The 16,129-nt window shown below is 58.8% G+C and carries 12 protein-coding genes; 6 read left to right on the top strand and 6 right to left on the bottom strand.

The genetic code is table 11. From position 1 onward, the window contains the following. Positions 1 to 131: 131 nt before the first annotated feature. The gene (gene ribH / locus NW829_RS06825; RefSeq protein WP_011432636.1) at positions 132 to 716 is read left to right on the top strand and encodes a 6,7-dimethyl-8-ribityllumazine synthase; all 585 of its coding nucleotides are present in this window, start codon (positions 132 to 134) and stop codon (positions 714 to 716) included. Here the strand turns inward: ribH and htpG are convergent. Together htpG and NW829_RS06815 are read right to left on the bottom strand one after the other, a co-directional pair. Continuing rightward, positions 710 to 2,569, bottom strand: coding sequence for a molecular chaperone HtpG (gene htpG / locus NW829_RS06820; RefSeq protein ID WP_414416733.1), 1,860 nt, complete (start codon positions 2,567 to 2,569; stop codon positions 710 to 712). The genes ribH and htpG overlap by 7 nt on opposite strands. A 107-nt stretch (positions 2,570 to 2,676) precedes the next feature. Beyond that, positions 2,677 to 4,146, bottom strand: a complete 1,470-nt coding sequence (locus tag NW829_RS06815) for an LCP family protein (protein ID WP_414416732.1) — start codon at positions 4,144 to 4,146, stop codon at positions 2,677 to 2,679. Here NW829_RS06815 and NW829_RS06810 point away from each other — a divergent pair. The 4 genes from NW829_RS06810 (at position 4,145) to NW829_RS06795 (ending at position 9,406) form a co-directional block, all read left to right on the top strand. Continuing rightward, the gene (locus tag NW829_RS06810) at positions 4,145 to 4,894 is read left to right on the top strand and encodes a 4'-phosphopantetheinyl transferase family protein (RefSeq protein WP_414344630.1); all 750 of its coding nucleotides are present in this window, start codon (positions 4,145 to 4,147) and stop codon (positions 4,892 to 4,894) included. The two genes, NW829_RS06815 and NW829_RS06810, sit on opposite strands and share 2 nt — an antisense overlap. 105 nt (positions 4,895 to 4,999) lie before the next feature. Continuing rightward, entirely contained in the window at positions 5,000 to 5,449 is a 450-nt protein-coding gene (locus NW829_RS06805; protein ID WP_414416731.1) for a plastocyanin/azurin family copper-binding protein, read from the top strand. Positions 5,450 to 5,515: 66 nt separating this feature from the next. Then, positions 5,516 to 8,008, top strand: coding sequence for an HD family phosphohydrolase (locus NW829_RS06800; RefSeq protein WP_414416730.1), 2,493 nt, complete (start codon positions 5,516 to 5,518; stop codon positions 8,006 to 8,008). A 174-nt stretch (positions 8,009 to 8,182) separates the two neighbouring features. Next, positions 8,183 to 9,406, top strand: a complete 1,224-nt coding sequence (locus NW829_RS06795; protein WP_414416729.1) for a glycosyltransferase — start codon at positions 8,183 to 8,185, stop codon at positions 9,404 to 9,406. A 111-nt stretch (positions 9,407 to 9,517) separates the two neighbouring features. Here NW829_RS06795 and NW829_RS06790 read toward each other — a convergent pair whose 3' ends face one another. Further along, on the bottom strand, positions 9,518 to 11,263 hold the full coding sequence (locus tag NW829_RS06790; RefSeq protein ID WP_414416728.1) for a peptidoglycan D,D-transpeptidase FtsI family protein: 1,746 nt from the start codon (positions 11,261 to 11,263) through the stop codon (positions 9,518 to 9,520). 668 nt (positions 11,264 to 11,931) lie between these two features. Here NW829_RS06790 and NW829_RS06785 point away from each other — a divergent pair. Next, positions 11,932 to 13,518, top strand: a complete 1,587-nt coding sequence (locus NW829_RS06785) for an ArnT family glycosyltransferase (protein WP_414416727.1) — start codon at positions 11,932 to 11,934, stop codon at positions 13,516 to 13,518. A 24-nt stretch (positions 13,519 to 13,542) separates the two neighbouring features. Here the strand turns inward: NW829_RS06785 and NW829_RS06780 are convergent, their stop codons facing one another. The 3 genes from NW829_RS06780 to NW829_RS06770 form a co-directional block, all read right to left on the bottom strand. Then, on the bottom strand, positions 13,543 to 14,907 hold the full coding sequence (locus NW829_RS06780; RefSeq protein WP_414356608.1) for a gluconeogenesis factor YvcK family protein: 1,365 nt from the start codon (positions 14,905 to 14,907) through the stop codon (positions 13,543 to 13,545). Next, positions 14,900 to 15,883 carry an RNase adapter RapZ gene (rapZ, locus tag NW829_RS06775; RefSeq protein WP_414416726.1) on the bottom strand — a complete coding sequence of 328 codons (984 nt, stop codon included), beginning with the start codon at positions 15,881 to 15,883 and terminating at the stop codon, positions 14,900 to 14,902. Before rapZ ends, NW829_RS06780 begins: the two co-directional genes overlap by 8 nt. A gap of 102 nt (positions 15,884 to 15,985) precedes the next feature. Then, positions 15,986 to 16,117 (bottom strand): hypothetical protein, encoded by a 132-nt coding sequence (locus NW829_RS06770; protein ID WP_414416734.1) that lies wholly within the window; start codon positions 16,115 to 16,117, stop codon positions 15,986 to 15,988. Positions 16,118 to 16,129 lie beyond the last annotated feature (12 nt).

Below are 16,129 nucleotides of genomic sequence, written 5' to 3'. Positions count from 1 at the left end.
CGGAGGCCTTAAGCCCGCCCTGTACTGCGAAGCAGTCAGGGTCGGGTAGTTTACTGAATTAGGATGGGAAAGCGTGGTTTTGCCGTGTCGGCCCGCTTGTTCTTCTCTTGGGTAGGTCTGGAGCAGCGCAGATGGCAGTTTACGAGGGCAATTTTGTTCAGACGGAGGATCTGCGTCTGGCCATTGTCATCGGTCGGTTTAACGACCTAATCACCGGCAAATTGTTAGAAGGGTGCCAGGACGCGCTGAAGCGGCATGGTGTGGATGTCGGCCCGGAGAGCAAGCAAGTGGACTACTACTGGGTGCCGGGCAGTTTTGAGGTGCCTTTGCTGGCCCACCAACTGGCCCAATCTCGCCGTTATGATGCCATCATCTGTCTGGGGGCAGTGATTCGCGGGCAAACTCCCCACTTCGACTATGTGGCAGCGGAGGTCTCCAAGGGCATTGCGGCGGCAGGATTTCGTACCGGAGTGCCGGTTATTTTCGGGATCCTCACCGCCGATACCCTGCAGCAGGCTCTGGAGCGGGCCGGGGTCAAGAGCAACAAAGGTTGGGAATACGCCATGAGTGCCCTGGAGATGGCGACGCTGATGCGCCAAGTTGCCCCCGTGCTCCAAGGCAGCTACGGCCACAGCGGCAACGGGGCCGGATCCCGTCCGTCTCTGCCCGGTGGAGCGGAAGCCCTGCAGTCTACCCTGGACAGCGCTGCCTATTGAGGGCGGGTGAGCCGAGTCAGCACTTCGTTGGAACGCTGCACAAAGGCCCGCGCGGCTGCTGGATCAAAGCTTTTCTGGGTAATCAAAGCCAGATCGTAGATGTGATTGCAGATGAGGTGAACCAAGTCGGGATCCCGACCCTGATCGGCAAGAGACTGCAGGTTTTGGATAAGGGGATGGGCCGTGTTCAGAACCAGGGTGTGCTCTTCCAGAAACTCCAGCGGCTTTTGCTGGATGACGGCGTTGAGCTCCTGCAGGCGCCGCAGCGTCTCCGGTAGCAAGATCATGGCCGGAACCGACTCTGATTTAAGAGCTTCTGCTTTGATCTGCAACTTGTCTTTGCCCAGGGCCTGCCGAAAGAGATCGACCAACTTTTGGCTGCGGGTTTTTTGCGTGACCGGGTCAACAATTTCGGCGGCTTTGTCTTTATCTACCAGCGTTTCGTCCAGCTCAGAGTCCACCCGCTTAAATTGGATCCCTTCTTCTTTGTATTCCCGCTCCAAAAAGCTGCTGAAGTGGCTGTCGATCCAGCTATCCAGCATGATCACTTCCAGTCCTTGAGAGCGGTGGAGATCGATGTAGGCACTCTGGGCAGCCTCATCGGTGGCGTAGTAAACTCGCTTGTTTTGCTTGTCGCGGGTGCGCTCCAGGTACGCTTTCAGGGTCACATATTCGGGTTTGTCAGCAGGGGATCCGGCCACTCGGAAAATGAGAATATCCTTAATCTGGGCAAAGAACTTGTCGTTGTTCATCGCCCCAAACTTCATAAAGAGGCTGATGTCGGGCCAGACCTTGACGTATTTTTCGTAATCTTCCCTGTACAGTTCATTGAGACGATCCGCCACCTTTTTGGCAACGTGATCCCCAATGCGTCTTACGGTGCGGTCATTTTGTAAGAAGCTGCGGGAGACGTTGAGAGGAATATCCGGGCTGTCGATGGCCCCCCGCAGAGGCAGGAGAAACTTGGGGATGACTTCCTCACAGTTATCTTGGACAAAGACTTGATTGCAGAACAGCTTGACTTGACCCTTGGTGGGATCAATATCCGGGCGCAACTTGGGAAAATAGAGGATCCCTTGCACGATGAAGGGATAGTCGGTGTTGATGTGCACCCAGAAATGGGGATCCTCTTGAAAGGGATAGAGGTAGCGATAAAACTCTAGGTAATCCTCATCTTTGAGTTCGGAAGGTGAGGTTCTCCACAGGGGCTTTTGCTTGTTGATCACTTCCCCGTTTAACTTGATGGGAACGGGGATGAAATCGCAGTATTTACGAACCAATTCCCGAATGCGGCTTGGCTCCAGGTATTCTTCGTTTTCGGGGGTGATGTGAAGGGTAACGGTGGTGCCGATGCTGGAGCGCTCAGAATCGGAGAGGGTAAAAGTAGTGGTGCCGTCACAAGCCCACTTCACCGGCGTGCTGCCGGGCCGATAGGAGAGGGTGTCGATCTCCACCCGCTGCGACACCATAAAAGAGGAGTAGAATCCTAGACCAAAGTGGCCAATGATTGCTTGCTCTGCGTCTTTGCCCTTGTACTTTTGAATGAACTCTTCAGCGCTGGAAAAAGCCACCTGGTTGATATATTTTTTCACTTCCTCGGCAGTCATGCCGATGCCGTTATCGGCCACCGCTAAGGTCTTGGCCTCCTTGTTGAGGGCAATCGTAATCTCCGGCTCTGGGAGATCTGCCACTTCGCCGGCAAGGCTGGCCATCTTCAGCTTGGTGATGGCATCAGCAGCATTGGAGATCAGCTCCCGCAAGAAGATCTCTCGATCCGAGTAGAGAGACTGCTTGATGATGGGAAAGATGTTCTCGGTGTGGATGGTGATGGATCCCTGTTCCAGCACGGTCATAGGTGGCTCAGCACTCAAACAAGCTCAGTGCTAATCTACAGAGACCGAAAAGTCCCCGACAAGCAGGCTCTTTTTCGGAAATCCGCACTCGCAACCGAACCGGCTCTCTAGAGCTGAGCTGCTCCGGGCGGAGCTTGGGTTTGGCCGTTGGCGTCAGCGGCGCGGAGTGCTTCATCCAAAGCCAACTGTTGAGCCCAATCTTGGCCGACTCGAATGGTGACATCGGAGTTGAGAACGCCAGTAGATTCTACCCGCACTTCTCCCAGGCCAATGGCGGCGCGGATCTGTTTAGCCCCCTCCCGATCCCCGCTCTGGGCGAGGATCTCCGTTTGCTGCAGCACCTGGGTGCTGTCTTCCACGGCAAAAGCATGGACGTATCCTTGTCTCACCAATTCTTGCACCATACGGCGGGCCATCCCCGGCTCTCCGGTCGCGTTTTGCACGGCTATGCGCAGGCGGTGTGGAGGAATGCGGGCTACCTCTGCCTCCAGGCCAAAGTGGGAGACGGCCACCCGTCGGATCCCGGCTGGATCCGGCAGCCAGTAGCTGGTGGAGAATTCTCCCGGCTGACTGAAGCGGCCCGGCAGCAGCACCAGGTCGATGCGATCGCCCCCAGAGGTGAGGACAAACTTGGCCAAGCTCAGAACCTCTTCCCAGGTGAGGTTGGTATCGAGGTTGGTGCGGACGACCTGCAAAATCTTTGGGATCCGCGGCCAGACAGCAGGGGAGAGCAGTTCCCGGCTCAGGGCCCGCAGCAATTCCTGTTGCCGTTGCACCCGACCGATATCCCCCAATCCCAGGTGATCGCGGCGAAAGCGGGCAAAGTGGTGGGCTTGTTCCCCGTTGAGGCGTTGCCAGCCGGGTTCCAGGTGGATGAACAACTGCTGGGTGTGATCCACGTATTGCATCGGTTCCGGCACGTAGATTTCCACGCCGCCCACCGCATCGATCAGCTCTTCCAGAGCGTCGGTATTGAGGCGAATGTAGCGGTCAATCGGGATCCCACCCATCAAGTGGCTGACCACCTGGGCCGCCAGCGCCGGGCCCCCTGCCAAGTTGGCAGCATTGATCTTGGCCACACCAAAGCCAGGCAAGCGCACACGAGTGTCGCGGGGGATGGACAAAACGGTAATCCGCCGCGCCTGGGGATCAAAGCGGGCCAAGAGAATGGTGTCGCTGCGGGTGTGGAAGCGATCTCGCTCTGTGGGCAAGGGCAGGGTGGGATCCGGGTTGTCTGTGCCGAGAATGAGGATATGCAACGAGCGATCCAGAGCCGCAGCCCGTAAGGCATCGGGACGGAAGGCTTCTTGTTCTGCAGGTGTGAGGGAAGTTGGGATCACCTGACGGGGCAACATCACGGCCAGGAGGGCACCGGCAGAACCCGCCAACACAGCCGTGAACCCCAACAACAGCCAGAGGATCCCCTGACGAATAGCCTGCTGACGAGCTGCGCGGACACGGTCAGGACGGGGGGGATAGTGGAAGGAGGGCATCAGGTCAGACCAGGTCTCGCGAGCGCGTACAGGAAAGGGTGTACTGTCTGGGTGGTGTTGCCAACCCCACCAATTCAAGGCCATGTTACCCTATCCTCAGTTTTCAGAGTTGTCTGGATCCAACTTCAGCGAGGTAGCAGTCGCCACAGGGGGATCCCTGCAGCCGTTGTCGGGAAAGTCAGAGGTGCATCTTTGGCTGCAGACAGTCCCCCCGTTGGAGAAGTTGCTCCCCCAGCTCGGCCTTCTTTCCCCTGAAGAATGTCGGCGGGCAGAGCGTTTACAACTGCCGGCAGATCGGCGCCGCTTTCTGGCCGGTCGTCTTGGGTTGCGGAGCTTGCTTAGCCGCTACAGCGGCATTCCGCCCCAGGGGATCCCCCTCGACCACAGTTCTACCGGCAAACCCTACTGGCGGGATCCACCCCTGCCGCTGCAGTTTAACCTCAGCCACTCCCACGAGCGCGTCCTGATCGGCCTGAGATGGCAATACCGCATTGGAGTGGATCTGGAATGGGTTCGACCTGTGCTCCGCTGGCAGCGCATCGCCCAACGCTATTTTTCGGCTGCTGAGCAGGGCCGTTTGGCCAGCTGTCCAGCTCCAGAGCGGGATGCCCTTTTCTTTCAAATGTGGACACAAAAGGAGGCGCTCCTGAAGGGAACAGGCAGGGGTCTGGCCGGCTCCAGAGCTTTGGACGGGGACTCTTGCTGGGTAACCCTACCCCTTCGGGTTGCCGGTGGCTACGCCGCTGCGGTAGCCCTTGAAATGAGGGGCGAAATACCCGAAGACGGAGGGGAAGCCCTAACTGTGCGGCTCTACACGGATGTAGAGGGCTAGACAGCCGCAGCGGCAAAATCTCTCCACCCACCGCTCGAGCTGCTATCTTGAGTTTCCAAGCTACTCCCCTCAGCGGGAGAGAGTTTTTGATTCCATGGTGTTGCCATGTTAAGCAGGTTCTGTCGTTTCCTGGTGTTGGGAATTTGGCTATCGGTTCTCATGATTGGGATCCCGCATCCGGTATGGGCGCGGGATCTCTCCAGACAAACGCCGCAGGAGAAGGTTATTGAGTTGGGTACTGCCGACAATCAGTTGGTGTTTGTGCCCAAGGAACTGTCTTTTCGCAACGGCAGCCTCTACCGTCTTCGCCTGAGCAACCCCAGCCAACTGAAGCACTATTTCAGCGCCAAAGATTTTGCCGATGCCGTTTGGACCCGTAAGTTGGAAGTGGCCGGCGTGGAAATTAAGGGCCAGATCCGAGAATTGGAACTGAAGCCAGGCGCTTCGGTGGAGTGGCAATTTATTCCTCTGAAATCTGGAGTCTACGCTTTGGTTTGCACCATTCCCGGCCATGCAGAAGCAGGTATGGTGGGGCAGATTACCATCGGCGATTGAGATCCTCTTCCTGGGCTACCCGGCCAAAAGGGGATAGAAAAGAGAAAGACGCTGCCAGGCCAATCCATGAAAAACCCGCTCACGCCCAAAGCCCTTCGCGCTGCCGACGCGAACGCGGAACACTGGACTCGGGGATGCCAGGCAGCCCCCCCTCGAAAGAGCAGGCTCTCCCTTTCGGAGCGGATTGCCGGCTATGCCCTCGCGCTTCTCTCCCTCACTGCCGTCCACGGGATCCGCTACTACAACGAACCACAACTGACCGTCGGCAGCCGCTCCCCGCAGACGTTTCTCGCCCCTGCTGCGGCGGAGATCGAAGATGTGGAGGCTACCCAGGCCCGACAAGCTGAGGCGCGGCGGCGGGTGGCGCAGGCCCTTAAAATCAACAGCACCGCCAACGACAGCATGCGGCAAAATCTGGAGGCTCTCCTGGCTGAGGTGGAGGCCATCCGCCAAGAGGCAGGTTCTCTGCCCTATGTTTCTGTCCAGTTGCTGTCTCTGCCAACGCAGATCTATCTGCGCCAGCTTTCCCCAGAGGAGTGGGAACTCCTTCAGGCTCGCGCCCGACAAGAGGCCATCCGCGGAGCCACCCCATCTCCTTTGGAAGAGCCTTCTTCGGGGCGACCGGAGCAGCTTCCTCCGGAGCAGCGGGCCAAGCAAGAGCTTGTCGAGGTTTGGCAGCGGGTCTGGTTGGACGGATCGGCCACCCAGATGGCGGCGACGGATCCCTATACCCAGTTGATTGCCCAGGTGGAAGCGGCGCAACGGCGCTATCAAGCGGCTTTGCCGGCTCTGGAGCAGCTCACCCCCCCTGTCCCGGCCACCGTTCTCAATTTGGCAGATGCGGATTGGCAGCATTTGCAAACCTTGAGTCGGCGGGTCTTGGAGCGTCTGCAGAAGATAGGGATCGTGGATGGCCTGCCCCGCGAAGTTCGCGCCGAAGGGATCCAAGCCCAACTGGACGATTTGATGTTTCCGGGCAATGCTGCCCAACGACAGGAGTTGCAAGGGCTGGTCTATCAGTGGCTGCAGCAGGTGCTCATTCCCAATGTGGAGGTGGATCCCCAGCGCACCGAGCAGCGCATTCGCGCCGAGCTGGAAAAAGTAGAGCCGGTTCTGATCTCGGTTGCCGAGAACCAGGTGATCGTGCGAGCAGATCAGGTCATCACTCCCGAAATTTTTCTCATCTTGGATCACTTTGGGCTTACCCAGCGCGGGATCAACATCTGGGGCTTGGTGGGAGTGGCCGGAGTGATGGGCATGGGCCTGGCTGTCTTTGTGCCTCTGCAACAACGCTTGAGGCCGGGATTGCGCCGCCGGGATCGGGTGTTGATCCTCATAGTTTCCCTGACCGCTCCCCTTTTGGCGGCCTTGTTCAAGCTGGAGTTCAGCTCCCTGCCGGCAGTGGGGCTGTTGCTGGGCAGTTTTTACGGGGCAGGGCTGGGCTTGGTGGTGGTGGTAGGCCAGGCGCTGTTTTTGCCCTTGGTCTCCCCTGTCAACCTGCTCACCCTTGTACCCTTGCTCTCCGGCAGCGTGGTGGCCTCTGCCCTGGCCGGGCGTTCCCGTTCCCGCGAAGAGCTGGCCTTGTTGGGAGGAGGAGCGGCAGCGGTGCAGATGCTGGCCTACGGGGCGGTTAGCTTGGCCACCACCGGTGGCATCGACCTGTTGGCCATGGCTTTGGCAGGGGGAACCAGCTTGGGATGGAGCATTGTTGCCCTGGGAGCCAGCCCCTACCTGGAGCGCCTATTTGACTTAGCCACCCCCATTCGTCTGATCGAGTTGAGCAATCCCAATCGCACGCTGCTGCGGCGGCTGGCTGCAGAGGCCCCCGGCACCTTCCAGCACACTCTGCTTGTGGCCACTTTGGCAGAACGGGCTGCCCAGAAGCTGAACCTCAACGTGGAGCTGGTGCGCACCGGCACTCTTTACCACGACATCGGCAAGATGCTGCAGGCCCGCTACTTCATCGAGAACCAGATGGGCAGCCTCAACCCCCACACCCAACTGGACGATCCCTATCGCAGTGCTCAGATTATCAAGGCCCACGTCAGCGATGGCTTGCGCCTGGCCAAGCAATATAATCTGCCTACCGCCGTCCAGGCGTTTATCCCTGAGCACCAGGGGACGATCCTGATTGCCTATTTCTACCATCAAGCCCAGATGAAAGCCGGGGGTCAGCCCGTACCCGAAGAGCCGTTCCGCTACGATGGCCCGATCCCCCAGAGCAAGGAGACGGGGGTGGTGATGATGGCCGATGCCTGTGAAGCCGCCCTGCGCAGTATGACCTTGAGCGATGGCTTCGGCCCCGATGTGGTCGAGCGGGCAAAGGCTGTTGTCCGCAAAATTGCCCAGGCCCGCTGGCAAGATGGCCAGTTGGTTGACAGTGGGCTGACGCTGGAGGATTTGGAGGTGGTGGCGGACGCTTTTGTGGAGGTCTGGCGGGAATCCAACCACGAGCGCATTCCTTATCCCAGTTTCACCCCTGCCCCCTCGCTGCCTGAGACTCCTTCTGCTCAGGCCCAGATCCCGGTGTTGATGAGCCACTCCACGGGATCCCCTTAGCCAAGTAACCTCTTCCCGAAGAAGCTGGGTAGGTAGAGAAAGGTCTAGCCCTGCGGCTCATCGATCAGTACGATAGGGGATCGTTCTGTGGACCCAGTATGAACCAAGGCAGTCCTAGGATTTGCAGCCCTAGGCGGAGGATTTTTGTTTTATTGTTTTTGGATGGCCTGCTGAATGCTTCATGGAGCTCCTACTTCCTCTGCCGATCCCAAAGCTTCTGCAGCTCCTTTTCAGATTCCACCTCTGTCTCAGTCCAGCCCTGTCCAACTGTCGCTGGTCATTCCCACCTACAACGAAGCCTCCAGTATCTGCAGCCTGATCCGGCAGTTGTGTGCCCACCTAGACACGATTCTGCCTGGAAGCTATGAGTTGATTGTGGTGGATGACAATAGCCCCGATTACACTGCCAAAGTGGCCCAAGGATTGCAAAAAGAATTCCCTCAACTGCAAGTCATTTGTCGCCACCACGAACGAGGCCTGGCCACTGCCGTGCTGCGGGGATGGCAAGCTGCCCGCGGCGAGGTGTTGGGGGTTATGGATGGGGATTTGCAGCATCCGCCGGAGATTGTCCTCAAATTGTGGCCGCTCATCCAGAAAGGGGCAGATTTGGTGGTGGGCAGCCGCTATGCACCATCGGGAGGGGTGAGCCACTGGAGCCTGGGCCGGCGCATTGTCTCCCGCGGGGCCCAATGGATCGGGTTGGCTCTGCTGCCAGGGATCTTCAGCCGTGTTTCCGATCCGTTGAGCGGACTGTTTCTGGTCAGACGCCAAGCCATTGCCGGGATCCCGCTCAACCCCAAGGGTTACAAGCTGCTGATCGAGGTGCTGGCGCGGGGCCGGGTGAAAACCATTGCTGAAGTCGGCTACATCTTTCAGGAGCGCCAAAACGGGGAGAGCAAAATCCAACTGCAAACTTGTCTCCAATATCTCCACCACCTGATGGTGCTGCGCTTTTCGCTAGGGCAGGTGGGATCCTTTTTGCGCTTCAGCACGGTTGGCCTGTCGGGCACCTTGGTGGACATGGCTTTGCTCTATGTTTTGCACGATCCCACCAACTTAGGATGGGATCTCATAACCAGTAAGCTGGTTGCTTCGGAGGTGGCCATTCTCAATAACTTCCTCTGGAACGACCTGTGGACTTTTCGCCATGTGACCCGCTTGCAGCCGGGGCCCTGGAATCGCCTGCAGCGGTTGGCGAAGTTTAACGTTATCTGCTTAATTGGCTTGGTTCTCAACACTTCACTGGTGACCTTGCTGAGCGAGCGCTTGGGCATTCATTATTTGTTGGCCAACTTAATTGCCATCGGTATTGTTGTATTCTGGAACTTCTACCTCAACTCCAAGCTGAGCTGGAGGAGTGCAGAGGTTAAGTCGGACTCTGTGGGTGGCCAGTCTTGAGTATGGCTTTTTCCAGGAAGAGCCAATCCGGAGGTATGGGCATTTCGCTCATTTCCTCACTGTCTGGGCCCCCTTTGGCATCCACCTTCGCCCCTTGTTCCTATGGCTGCGCTAAGTAGAGTTGGGGCGGATCCCCTCTAGGGCGATGATCTCCTGGATCACCGAGCGAACAACGGGAGCAGCCGTCGTCGAGCCGAAGGCATCTTCCCCCTGGGGCTCGTCGATCACCGCCAAGATCACGTAATTGGGGCGAATGGCCGGGAAGTAGCCCACAAAACTGGTGATGCGCTTGCCGGGCAAATAGCCCCCCCGTGGCCCGGCTTTCTGGGCAGTGCCGGTTTTGCCAGCGATCTCATACCCCTCGATCTTGGCCGATTGCCCCGTGCCAAAGTCCACCACATCCCGCATTTGGATACGCACTGCCAGCGTGGCTTGCTCGGATAGTACCCGCACCGGCTGCGGCTGCGGGGATCCCCAAACCAGAGTATCCGTATCCTTTTCCACCAAGCCTCGCACCACATGGGGCTGCACTTTCAGTCCGCCGTTGGCAATGATGCAATGCATGGCAGCCAACTGTAGAGGAGTGAGGGCCAGCCCCTGGCCGAAAGCGACAGTGGCCCGCTCCACCGGCACCGTAACAAACTGTCGCAGCGGTTTCAAACGGCTGGCCGGCTCAAAGGGCAAATCCACGCCACTGCGCTCGTTGAACCCCAGCCGCACCAAGGCATTGTAGTACTGGCGGGGATCCAGCTTGCGCATTAGATGTACCATGCCCACATTGCTGGATTGCCGCAGGATATCCGTGACGCTCATCCAGCCATGGGCCCCTCGCTGGTGGTAGTCGTAATTTTGAATGGGCCACTGACCGATGAGAATCCGACCCTCGTCATAGACCCGCTCATCTGCCCTGAAGGCTCCAGCATCCAACCCAATGGCAATGTTGATGGGCTTGAAGGTGGATCCCGGCTCATACAAATCCGTTACGGCCCAGTTGCGAAAAAGACCGGGGTCATACTCGAAGTAGCGGTTGGGGTCATAGGTGGGCTCGCTCACCAGCGCCAGGATTTCCCCTGTCTGGGGCTGGAGGACAATCACCGTGCCCCGCAGGGCTCGAAACCGCTCCAGTTGCACTTTCAGGGCAGCGCGGGCAGCTCTTTGCAGGCGCATATCTAGGGTAAGTTGCAGCACCGTCTCGCCAGATTGCAGCAGCCCTTCCGGCACCTCGGCAGCCAACAGTCGTCCGTAGCCATCGCGAGGAATAGTAACAGGTTGAACGGTACGCTCCAGCAGCTCTTGTCGGGAATATTCGACTCCTGCTTGGCCCTGATGATCCAGATCTACATAGCCTACCACCTCAGCGGCCATCTCTTTTTGGGGGTAAACGCGTTGCCGCTCGCTCACCAGCTCCAGGCCATCCAGATGCAGAGCCTGAATTTGATCCGCCACCTCCTGGGATACCCAGCGCTCCACCCGCACCGCATGATTAACCGACAGCCGCTGCGCCAGTTGCTCTACTGGACGCCGCAACAGGGGAGCAAGAGCGGTGGCCATTTCCTCTGGAGTGCGTTTGCCAAAGAGGCGGGGATGGGCCCAGAGAGTATAGACGGGGCGATCTACGGCCAGCAATTCTGCCTGCTGCTTGGCAATAGAATGACGATCCACAATTGAGCGACGAGGAATGAAAGGTCTTAGCTGGGCTCGCTGCTGGGCTTCGGCTCGCTGCTGCAATAGGGGTGCCTGTTGATGTTGCAAATAAACCAGACGTGCTCCTGTTACAAATACGGCGATGATCAAAGCCAGTCCGGTCATGCCGGCGCGAAAGTCAAGCTGGCGGGCCGTCGGGATCCGCTCCCCCAAGAGCCATCCCAGCGCTGTTCCCCACTGCCTAGAGCTTCGCGGTGAAGGGATCCAAGAACCTCTGCGTCGGCGCCGTTGGGCAAGTTGCCGGCCATTTTGCCTTGTCTCCAGAGATTTCGGCACAGGCCGCCCTACCCTAGCCCTAGGTCTGCCTTCCATTGCAATCCTCACATGAGCACCACCGCTAGTTTGGCGCTCATCCCACTGTTATGCCACCCCACAGCTTCTGGGAAAGACCTTGGGATCCCGAAAAGCAGCCCAAGAAATTTTAGAGGTGTTGGAGATAATTTAAGTGTTGGAGATAATTTAATTAATGCCTCAGAACATGAATTAGGTGCGGGCAAATCCTCAGACTTTTCGCACTTGGATCCACAGTTTTAAATCACATTCAAAAGAAACTGGGAAGACATGAAAAACCTAACTCACTTGCGTACATTCAACAGCTCAAACCTTTAACTTGCTTGATTTAAAACCTCTTCCTGGCGCTTTGTGATGACAGTGAATCAGAGGCGCGGGCAGAGGCCGAGAAGCTAGGTCAACTTTTGGGGCGTCCGGTCATTTTGCTGGAGACAAAAAAATCGGATTGCTCAGATTGCTAGAGGGACGTAGACCCGGAGGGTGTTAAAGGTAAGTTAGATCTGTCGATTTGCCAAAAGGGATTCCCTCCATTGCCTAGAGCGGTTTGGCTAATCCTGGGGTTGGGCTTGTTCATGCGGGGCCTGGTGGCTGCCCTTTTGCCGCCGGGCTTTGACGAAGCCTACTACTACCTCTACACCCGCCATCTGGATTGGAGCTATTTTGACCATCCGCCGCTGGTGGCCTGGACAACGGGCTTGGGGCCTGCCTTGACCGGCCAGGTGTCGGCTTTTTCTATTCGACTGGGATCCCTGCTGCTCTATTCTGGCTCTTCCCTACTCCTTTACTACACCGGAGCACGCCTTTTCTCTGATCGGGCAGGACTGATCAGCTTGGCGGCTATCAGCATCGCACCCATCCTTTGGATTGGGTTTGGGGTGCTGACCCTGCCGGATAGTCCGCTGGTCTTTTTTACGGCAGCAACCCTATGGGTGGCCAGCCAGGAGTTTTTCCCGGTGCCTTTGGGGCAGGGGAAATTGGGAGTCTATGGGGCGGCTCGCTATCGGCCAGGGCCTAGGCTAGCGCTCATAGGTCTCTTGGTGGGGCTGGCCTGCTTGGGGAAGTACCACGGCTTGGCTTTGGGGTTCGGCCTGGTACTCTTTTGTCTGCTCAGCCCAGTTCATCGCTGTGCCTTGAGGTCGGGCTGGACGGTGCTGGCGGTGCTGGGTTTTGTGCTGGCCTTCAGCCCGGTGCTGATCTGGAACGCCCAGCAGGATTGGGTCTCCTTTCGCTTTCAGGCGGGGCGGGCGGTGCCGGAGGCAGGGTATCAACTGCAAGCGCTGGGGCTGACGATCCTTTCTGAAATCTTTTACCTGTTCCCCAGCTTGGGGATCCCTTTGGGGTGGGCGAGTTTGGCAGGGACGGGTCGGGTGGCCCTGCAGATTCTCCGCGGGATGCGGCTGACGGATGAAGAGCTCAAGCACCTTTTGATCCTGGCCTGTGGATTACCGCTGGTGTTGGCCTTTACCTTGATGGGAGGCTACCGGCCCATCTTGCCCACCTGGCCCATGCCGGGGTTTTGGGTGCTGACGTTGCTGCTGGGATCCTTCTGGGAACGGTGGCCGGGAGCGAAGCGAACCTTGGTGGGGACGGCAGTGATGGTGAGTTTGGTGGTGGGGGTGGGGCTGGCCCATGTGCGCTACGGCCTGCTGCAAGAGCCGGGAGGGATGGGGCTGTGGCCGGTGGAGAGGGATCCCTCTACTCAGCTCATTGAAATTGAGCAGTTGCGGCAGCGGTTTCGGACAGATCCCCACCTGGCTCAAGCCCTTGAGGAGGCAGAGTTCGTTTTTACCAATGTCTATTTTTTGGGCGGTCAGATCGCCATGGCCCTGGCTCCGCTGACGGACAAGCCTCTGACCTGCCTGGATGCAGATTTGCGGGGCTTTGCCTTTTGGTCGCAGCCGCAGGATTGGCTGGGGCAGGATGGGCTGCTCATCACTTCCAAGCTGTTCCAGCCGAGGGCAGGGATCCCAGCCACCTATGGCGACTACTTTGCCCAAATCGAGCCTGTGGCCGAGGTTCCCCTGGTGCGGGCAGGGGCGGTGGCGCAAACCTTTCAGGTGTACCTGGCTCGACAGATGCGCAAGCCCTATCCCCGCCCTTATTCCCGCCTGCAATAACAGCAGAGGACATCCTGGGCAAAGCTAGAGGGGGCGATGTCTGTCGAACCAGCGCATCAGCATTGCAGCCAAGCGTTCGGGGTTGTGGCGCACTAAGCCAGTCTCTGGATCCTCTTGCATGACGTTAGCCAAAACGGCGCGGCAGCCCAGGTAAGCCAGTTTGTCGGGATCCAACACCACAAACTCAGAACCGCTGCGGCGGTAATGCTCCAAAGCACGTGGGGAGGGTGGCTCCCGCTGCACCAGCACGCCGTCAAATAGGCGCACTCCTGCCACCCGATCCAGAGCCATGACGTGATCCCCAACGGTATAGCCGTCGGTTTCCCCCGGCTCGGTCATGATGTTGCAGACGTAGATGTGGGGGGCCATATTTTTGGCCAGAGCTTCCACAATTTCCGGTACCAACAGGTTAGGGATGATGCTGGTGTAGAGGCTACCCGGCCCCAGCACCACAAACTCTGCCGCCTCAATAGCCTCGATGACTTCCGGTAGGGCGGGAGGGTTGGGGGGGTCACAGCCGATTCGGCAAATGCGTCCTCCGGCTTTGGCAATGTTGGACTCTCCCACCACGCGGCGGCCATCGCTCAGCTCCGCCCAGAGGGTAACATCCGCCAGGGTGGCCGGCAGCACCCGCCCCTGAATGGCCAAGACTTGCGAGGTGGCAGTGATGGCCCGAATCAAGTCGCCGCCGGTTACCGCGGTGAGGGCAGTGATGAACAAATTGCCGAAGCTGTGGCCGCTCAACCCTTCCCCCGACTGGAAGCGATATTGAAACAGCTCGGTGAGCAGCTTTTCTTCGTTGGCCAGAGCAGTGAGGCAGTTGCGGATATCGCCGGGGGGCAAAACGCCGATCTCCCGCCGCAGACGCCCTGAGGATCCCCCGTCATCGGCCACCGTGACAATGGCTGTGATGTTGGAGCTGTAGCGCTTCAGACCCCGCAGCAGGTTGGAGAGGCCGGTGCCGCCCCCCAGTACCACAATGCGGGGACCACGGCTGAGACGCCGCCGCGACAACAGCTTATCCACCAGCGCTTCATCTCCCTCGGGGATCAGCACATCCTCGATGGAGCGCATGGCGCTGCGAAACCCCAGCACCACCATCACCAGCCCGATCCCAGTCACCAGGGGGCCACTGATGTTGTTCGGGATCCAAGTGGTGATCAGGCGCAGGGTGATGTCGATCAGCCGCTTCAGGCGAAAGATGGGGGTCAACTCCGTCCAGATGGCAATGCCCAGCACCATCAGCAGCACGCCCCCAACCGCCAGGCTCAGCCAGCGTTTGACAGCCAAACCGGGAAAGAGCCATTTCCAGCCACTTCCCGACCAAGCAGCCTTGCGGCGACGAATGCCCCAAACAGGGGACTTGTTGCTGGGCAGGGGCTTAGCCATGGGAAGGTGCAGGAACGCCGGCCAAAGGGATCCTAACCTGTTGCTGGGCAACGCCGGCTTCGCCGGGCGCCGGGCCAAAGCGGGCTTCCAGCTCCCGCTGAGAGTCGAGCAGATGGCGATGCTGAACCTGAACATTCAGGTCGGGAAGAACGTGGTTGCCGGCAGGGACAGTCCAAGGCTGCAAATCCTGGGCCAGGCGCTCCACCAGGGCCACCGAGCGGTGCTGACCGCCGGTACAGCCGATAGCCAAAGTCAGGTGGGGGCGACGCTCTGCGCGGTAGTGGGGCCAAAACGCTTTGATCAGGGACAAGATGTGCTGGTAGGTGGATTGTGTGATGGGATCCGCAAACAAGAACTCCTGCAGCAGGGGATCCTGCCCGGTAAGGCGGCGCAGATGGGGCTGAAAGAAGGGGTTGGGCAAAAAGCGCACATCAAATAGCAAGTTGGCATCGGGGGGAACGCCGTACTTGAAACCGAAGCTGACCAACCTTAGGTTGAGGGGCTGGGGGATCCCTTGCACCAAAGCTTGCAATTGCTGCCGCAGTTGCTGGGCATTGAGGTCGGAGGTATCCAACCAGTGGGTGCAGCGTTCCCGCACCGGGGCCAGAGCCAGCCGCTCTTGCTCAATGGCCTCCCACAAACCGGCAGCTTCCCCGTAGGGATGGGGACGGCGGTGGGCGCTGAGACGGTTGAGCAACACTGGGGAGCGGGCCTCCAAGAATAGGAAAGGGATCCCTTGCGATTGCACCCAAGCAGCCAGGGTGGGAACTTGATCCCGGTACTCCTGGGCGTGGAGATTCAAGCTGATGGCCAAAGCAGCGTGATGGGTCCGCATCGCCTCAACCAAGGGGATCACCTGGGCAGGCGGGATCCCTTCTAGGCCGGTGTACCCCAGTTGTTCCAACTGCTGGATGGCCAAAGTTTTCCCGGATCCCGTCAGGCCGGCAATGACCAGAACGGGGGGCGCGACTGGCATGGGTTTATCCTGCATGGAGCTTATTCTAGGGCGAGGGGCGGCCAAAACAAGCGCCGGAAGAATGGGGGGCTCAGCCACGCGGGGCGCCTAGAAACCATCATCTCAGGCCGGCGAGGCTTTTGTAGCTTTTTTATCCGTTTTCTCGGCCGGTGCAGCCGATCCCAGAAGAGGAGCGCTGGGGCAGAGATCCGCCAAAAAACATTGCTGGCACAGAGGCCTGCGGGCAGTGCAGATGGCCCGCCCGTG

Origin of the sequence: Synechococcus sp. R55.8, from assembly GCF_047461895.1 — a bacterium.
GTDB lineage: Bacteria > Cyanobacteriota > Cyanobacteriia > Thermostichales > Thermostichaceae > Thermostichus.
Note: the sequence above shows the minus strand (reverse complement) of the source record. Positions and strands in the feature narration are given on the sequence as shown.

Coding starts and splice junctions, on each gene's coding strand:
- NW829_RS06815 (WP_414416732.1), bottom strand. CDS start 4,146: ATGGCCTTGAATTGGTGGGGTTGGCAACACCACCCAGACAGTACACCC.
- rapZ (WP_414416726.1), bottom strand. CDS start 15,883: ATGCCAGTCGCGCCCCCCGTTCTGGTCATTGCCGGCCTGACGGGATCC.
- NW829_RS06810 (WP_414344630.1), top strand. CDS start 4,145: ATGTTACCCTATCCTCAGTTTTCAGAGTTGTCTGGATCCAACTTCAGC.
- NW829_RS06805 (WP_414416731.1), top strand. CDS start 5,000: ATGTTAAGCAGGTTCTGTCGTTTCCTGGTGTTGGGAATTTGGCTATCG.
- NW829_RS06780 (WP_414356608.1), bottom strand. CDS start 14,907: ATGGCTAAGCCCCTGCCCAGCAACAAGTCCCCTGTTTGGGGCATTCGT.
- htpG (WP_414416733.1), bottom strand. CDS start 2,569: ATGACCGTGCTGGAACAGGGATCCATCACCATCCACACCGAGAACATC.
- ribH (WP_011432636.1), top strand. CDS start 132: ATGGCAGTTTACGAGGGCAATTTTGTTCAGACGGAGGATCTGCGTCTG.
- NW829_RS06800 (WP_414416730.1), top strand. CDS start 5,516: ATGAAAAACCCGCTCACGCCCAAAGCCCTTCGCGCTGCCGACGCGAAC.
- NW829_RS06795 (WP_414416729.1), top strand. CDS start 8,183: ATGCTTCATGGAGCTCCTACTTCCTCTGCCGATCCCAAAGCTTCTGCA.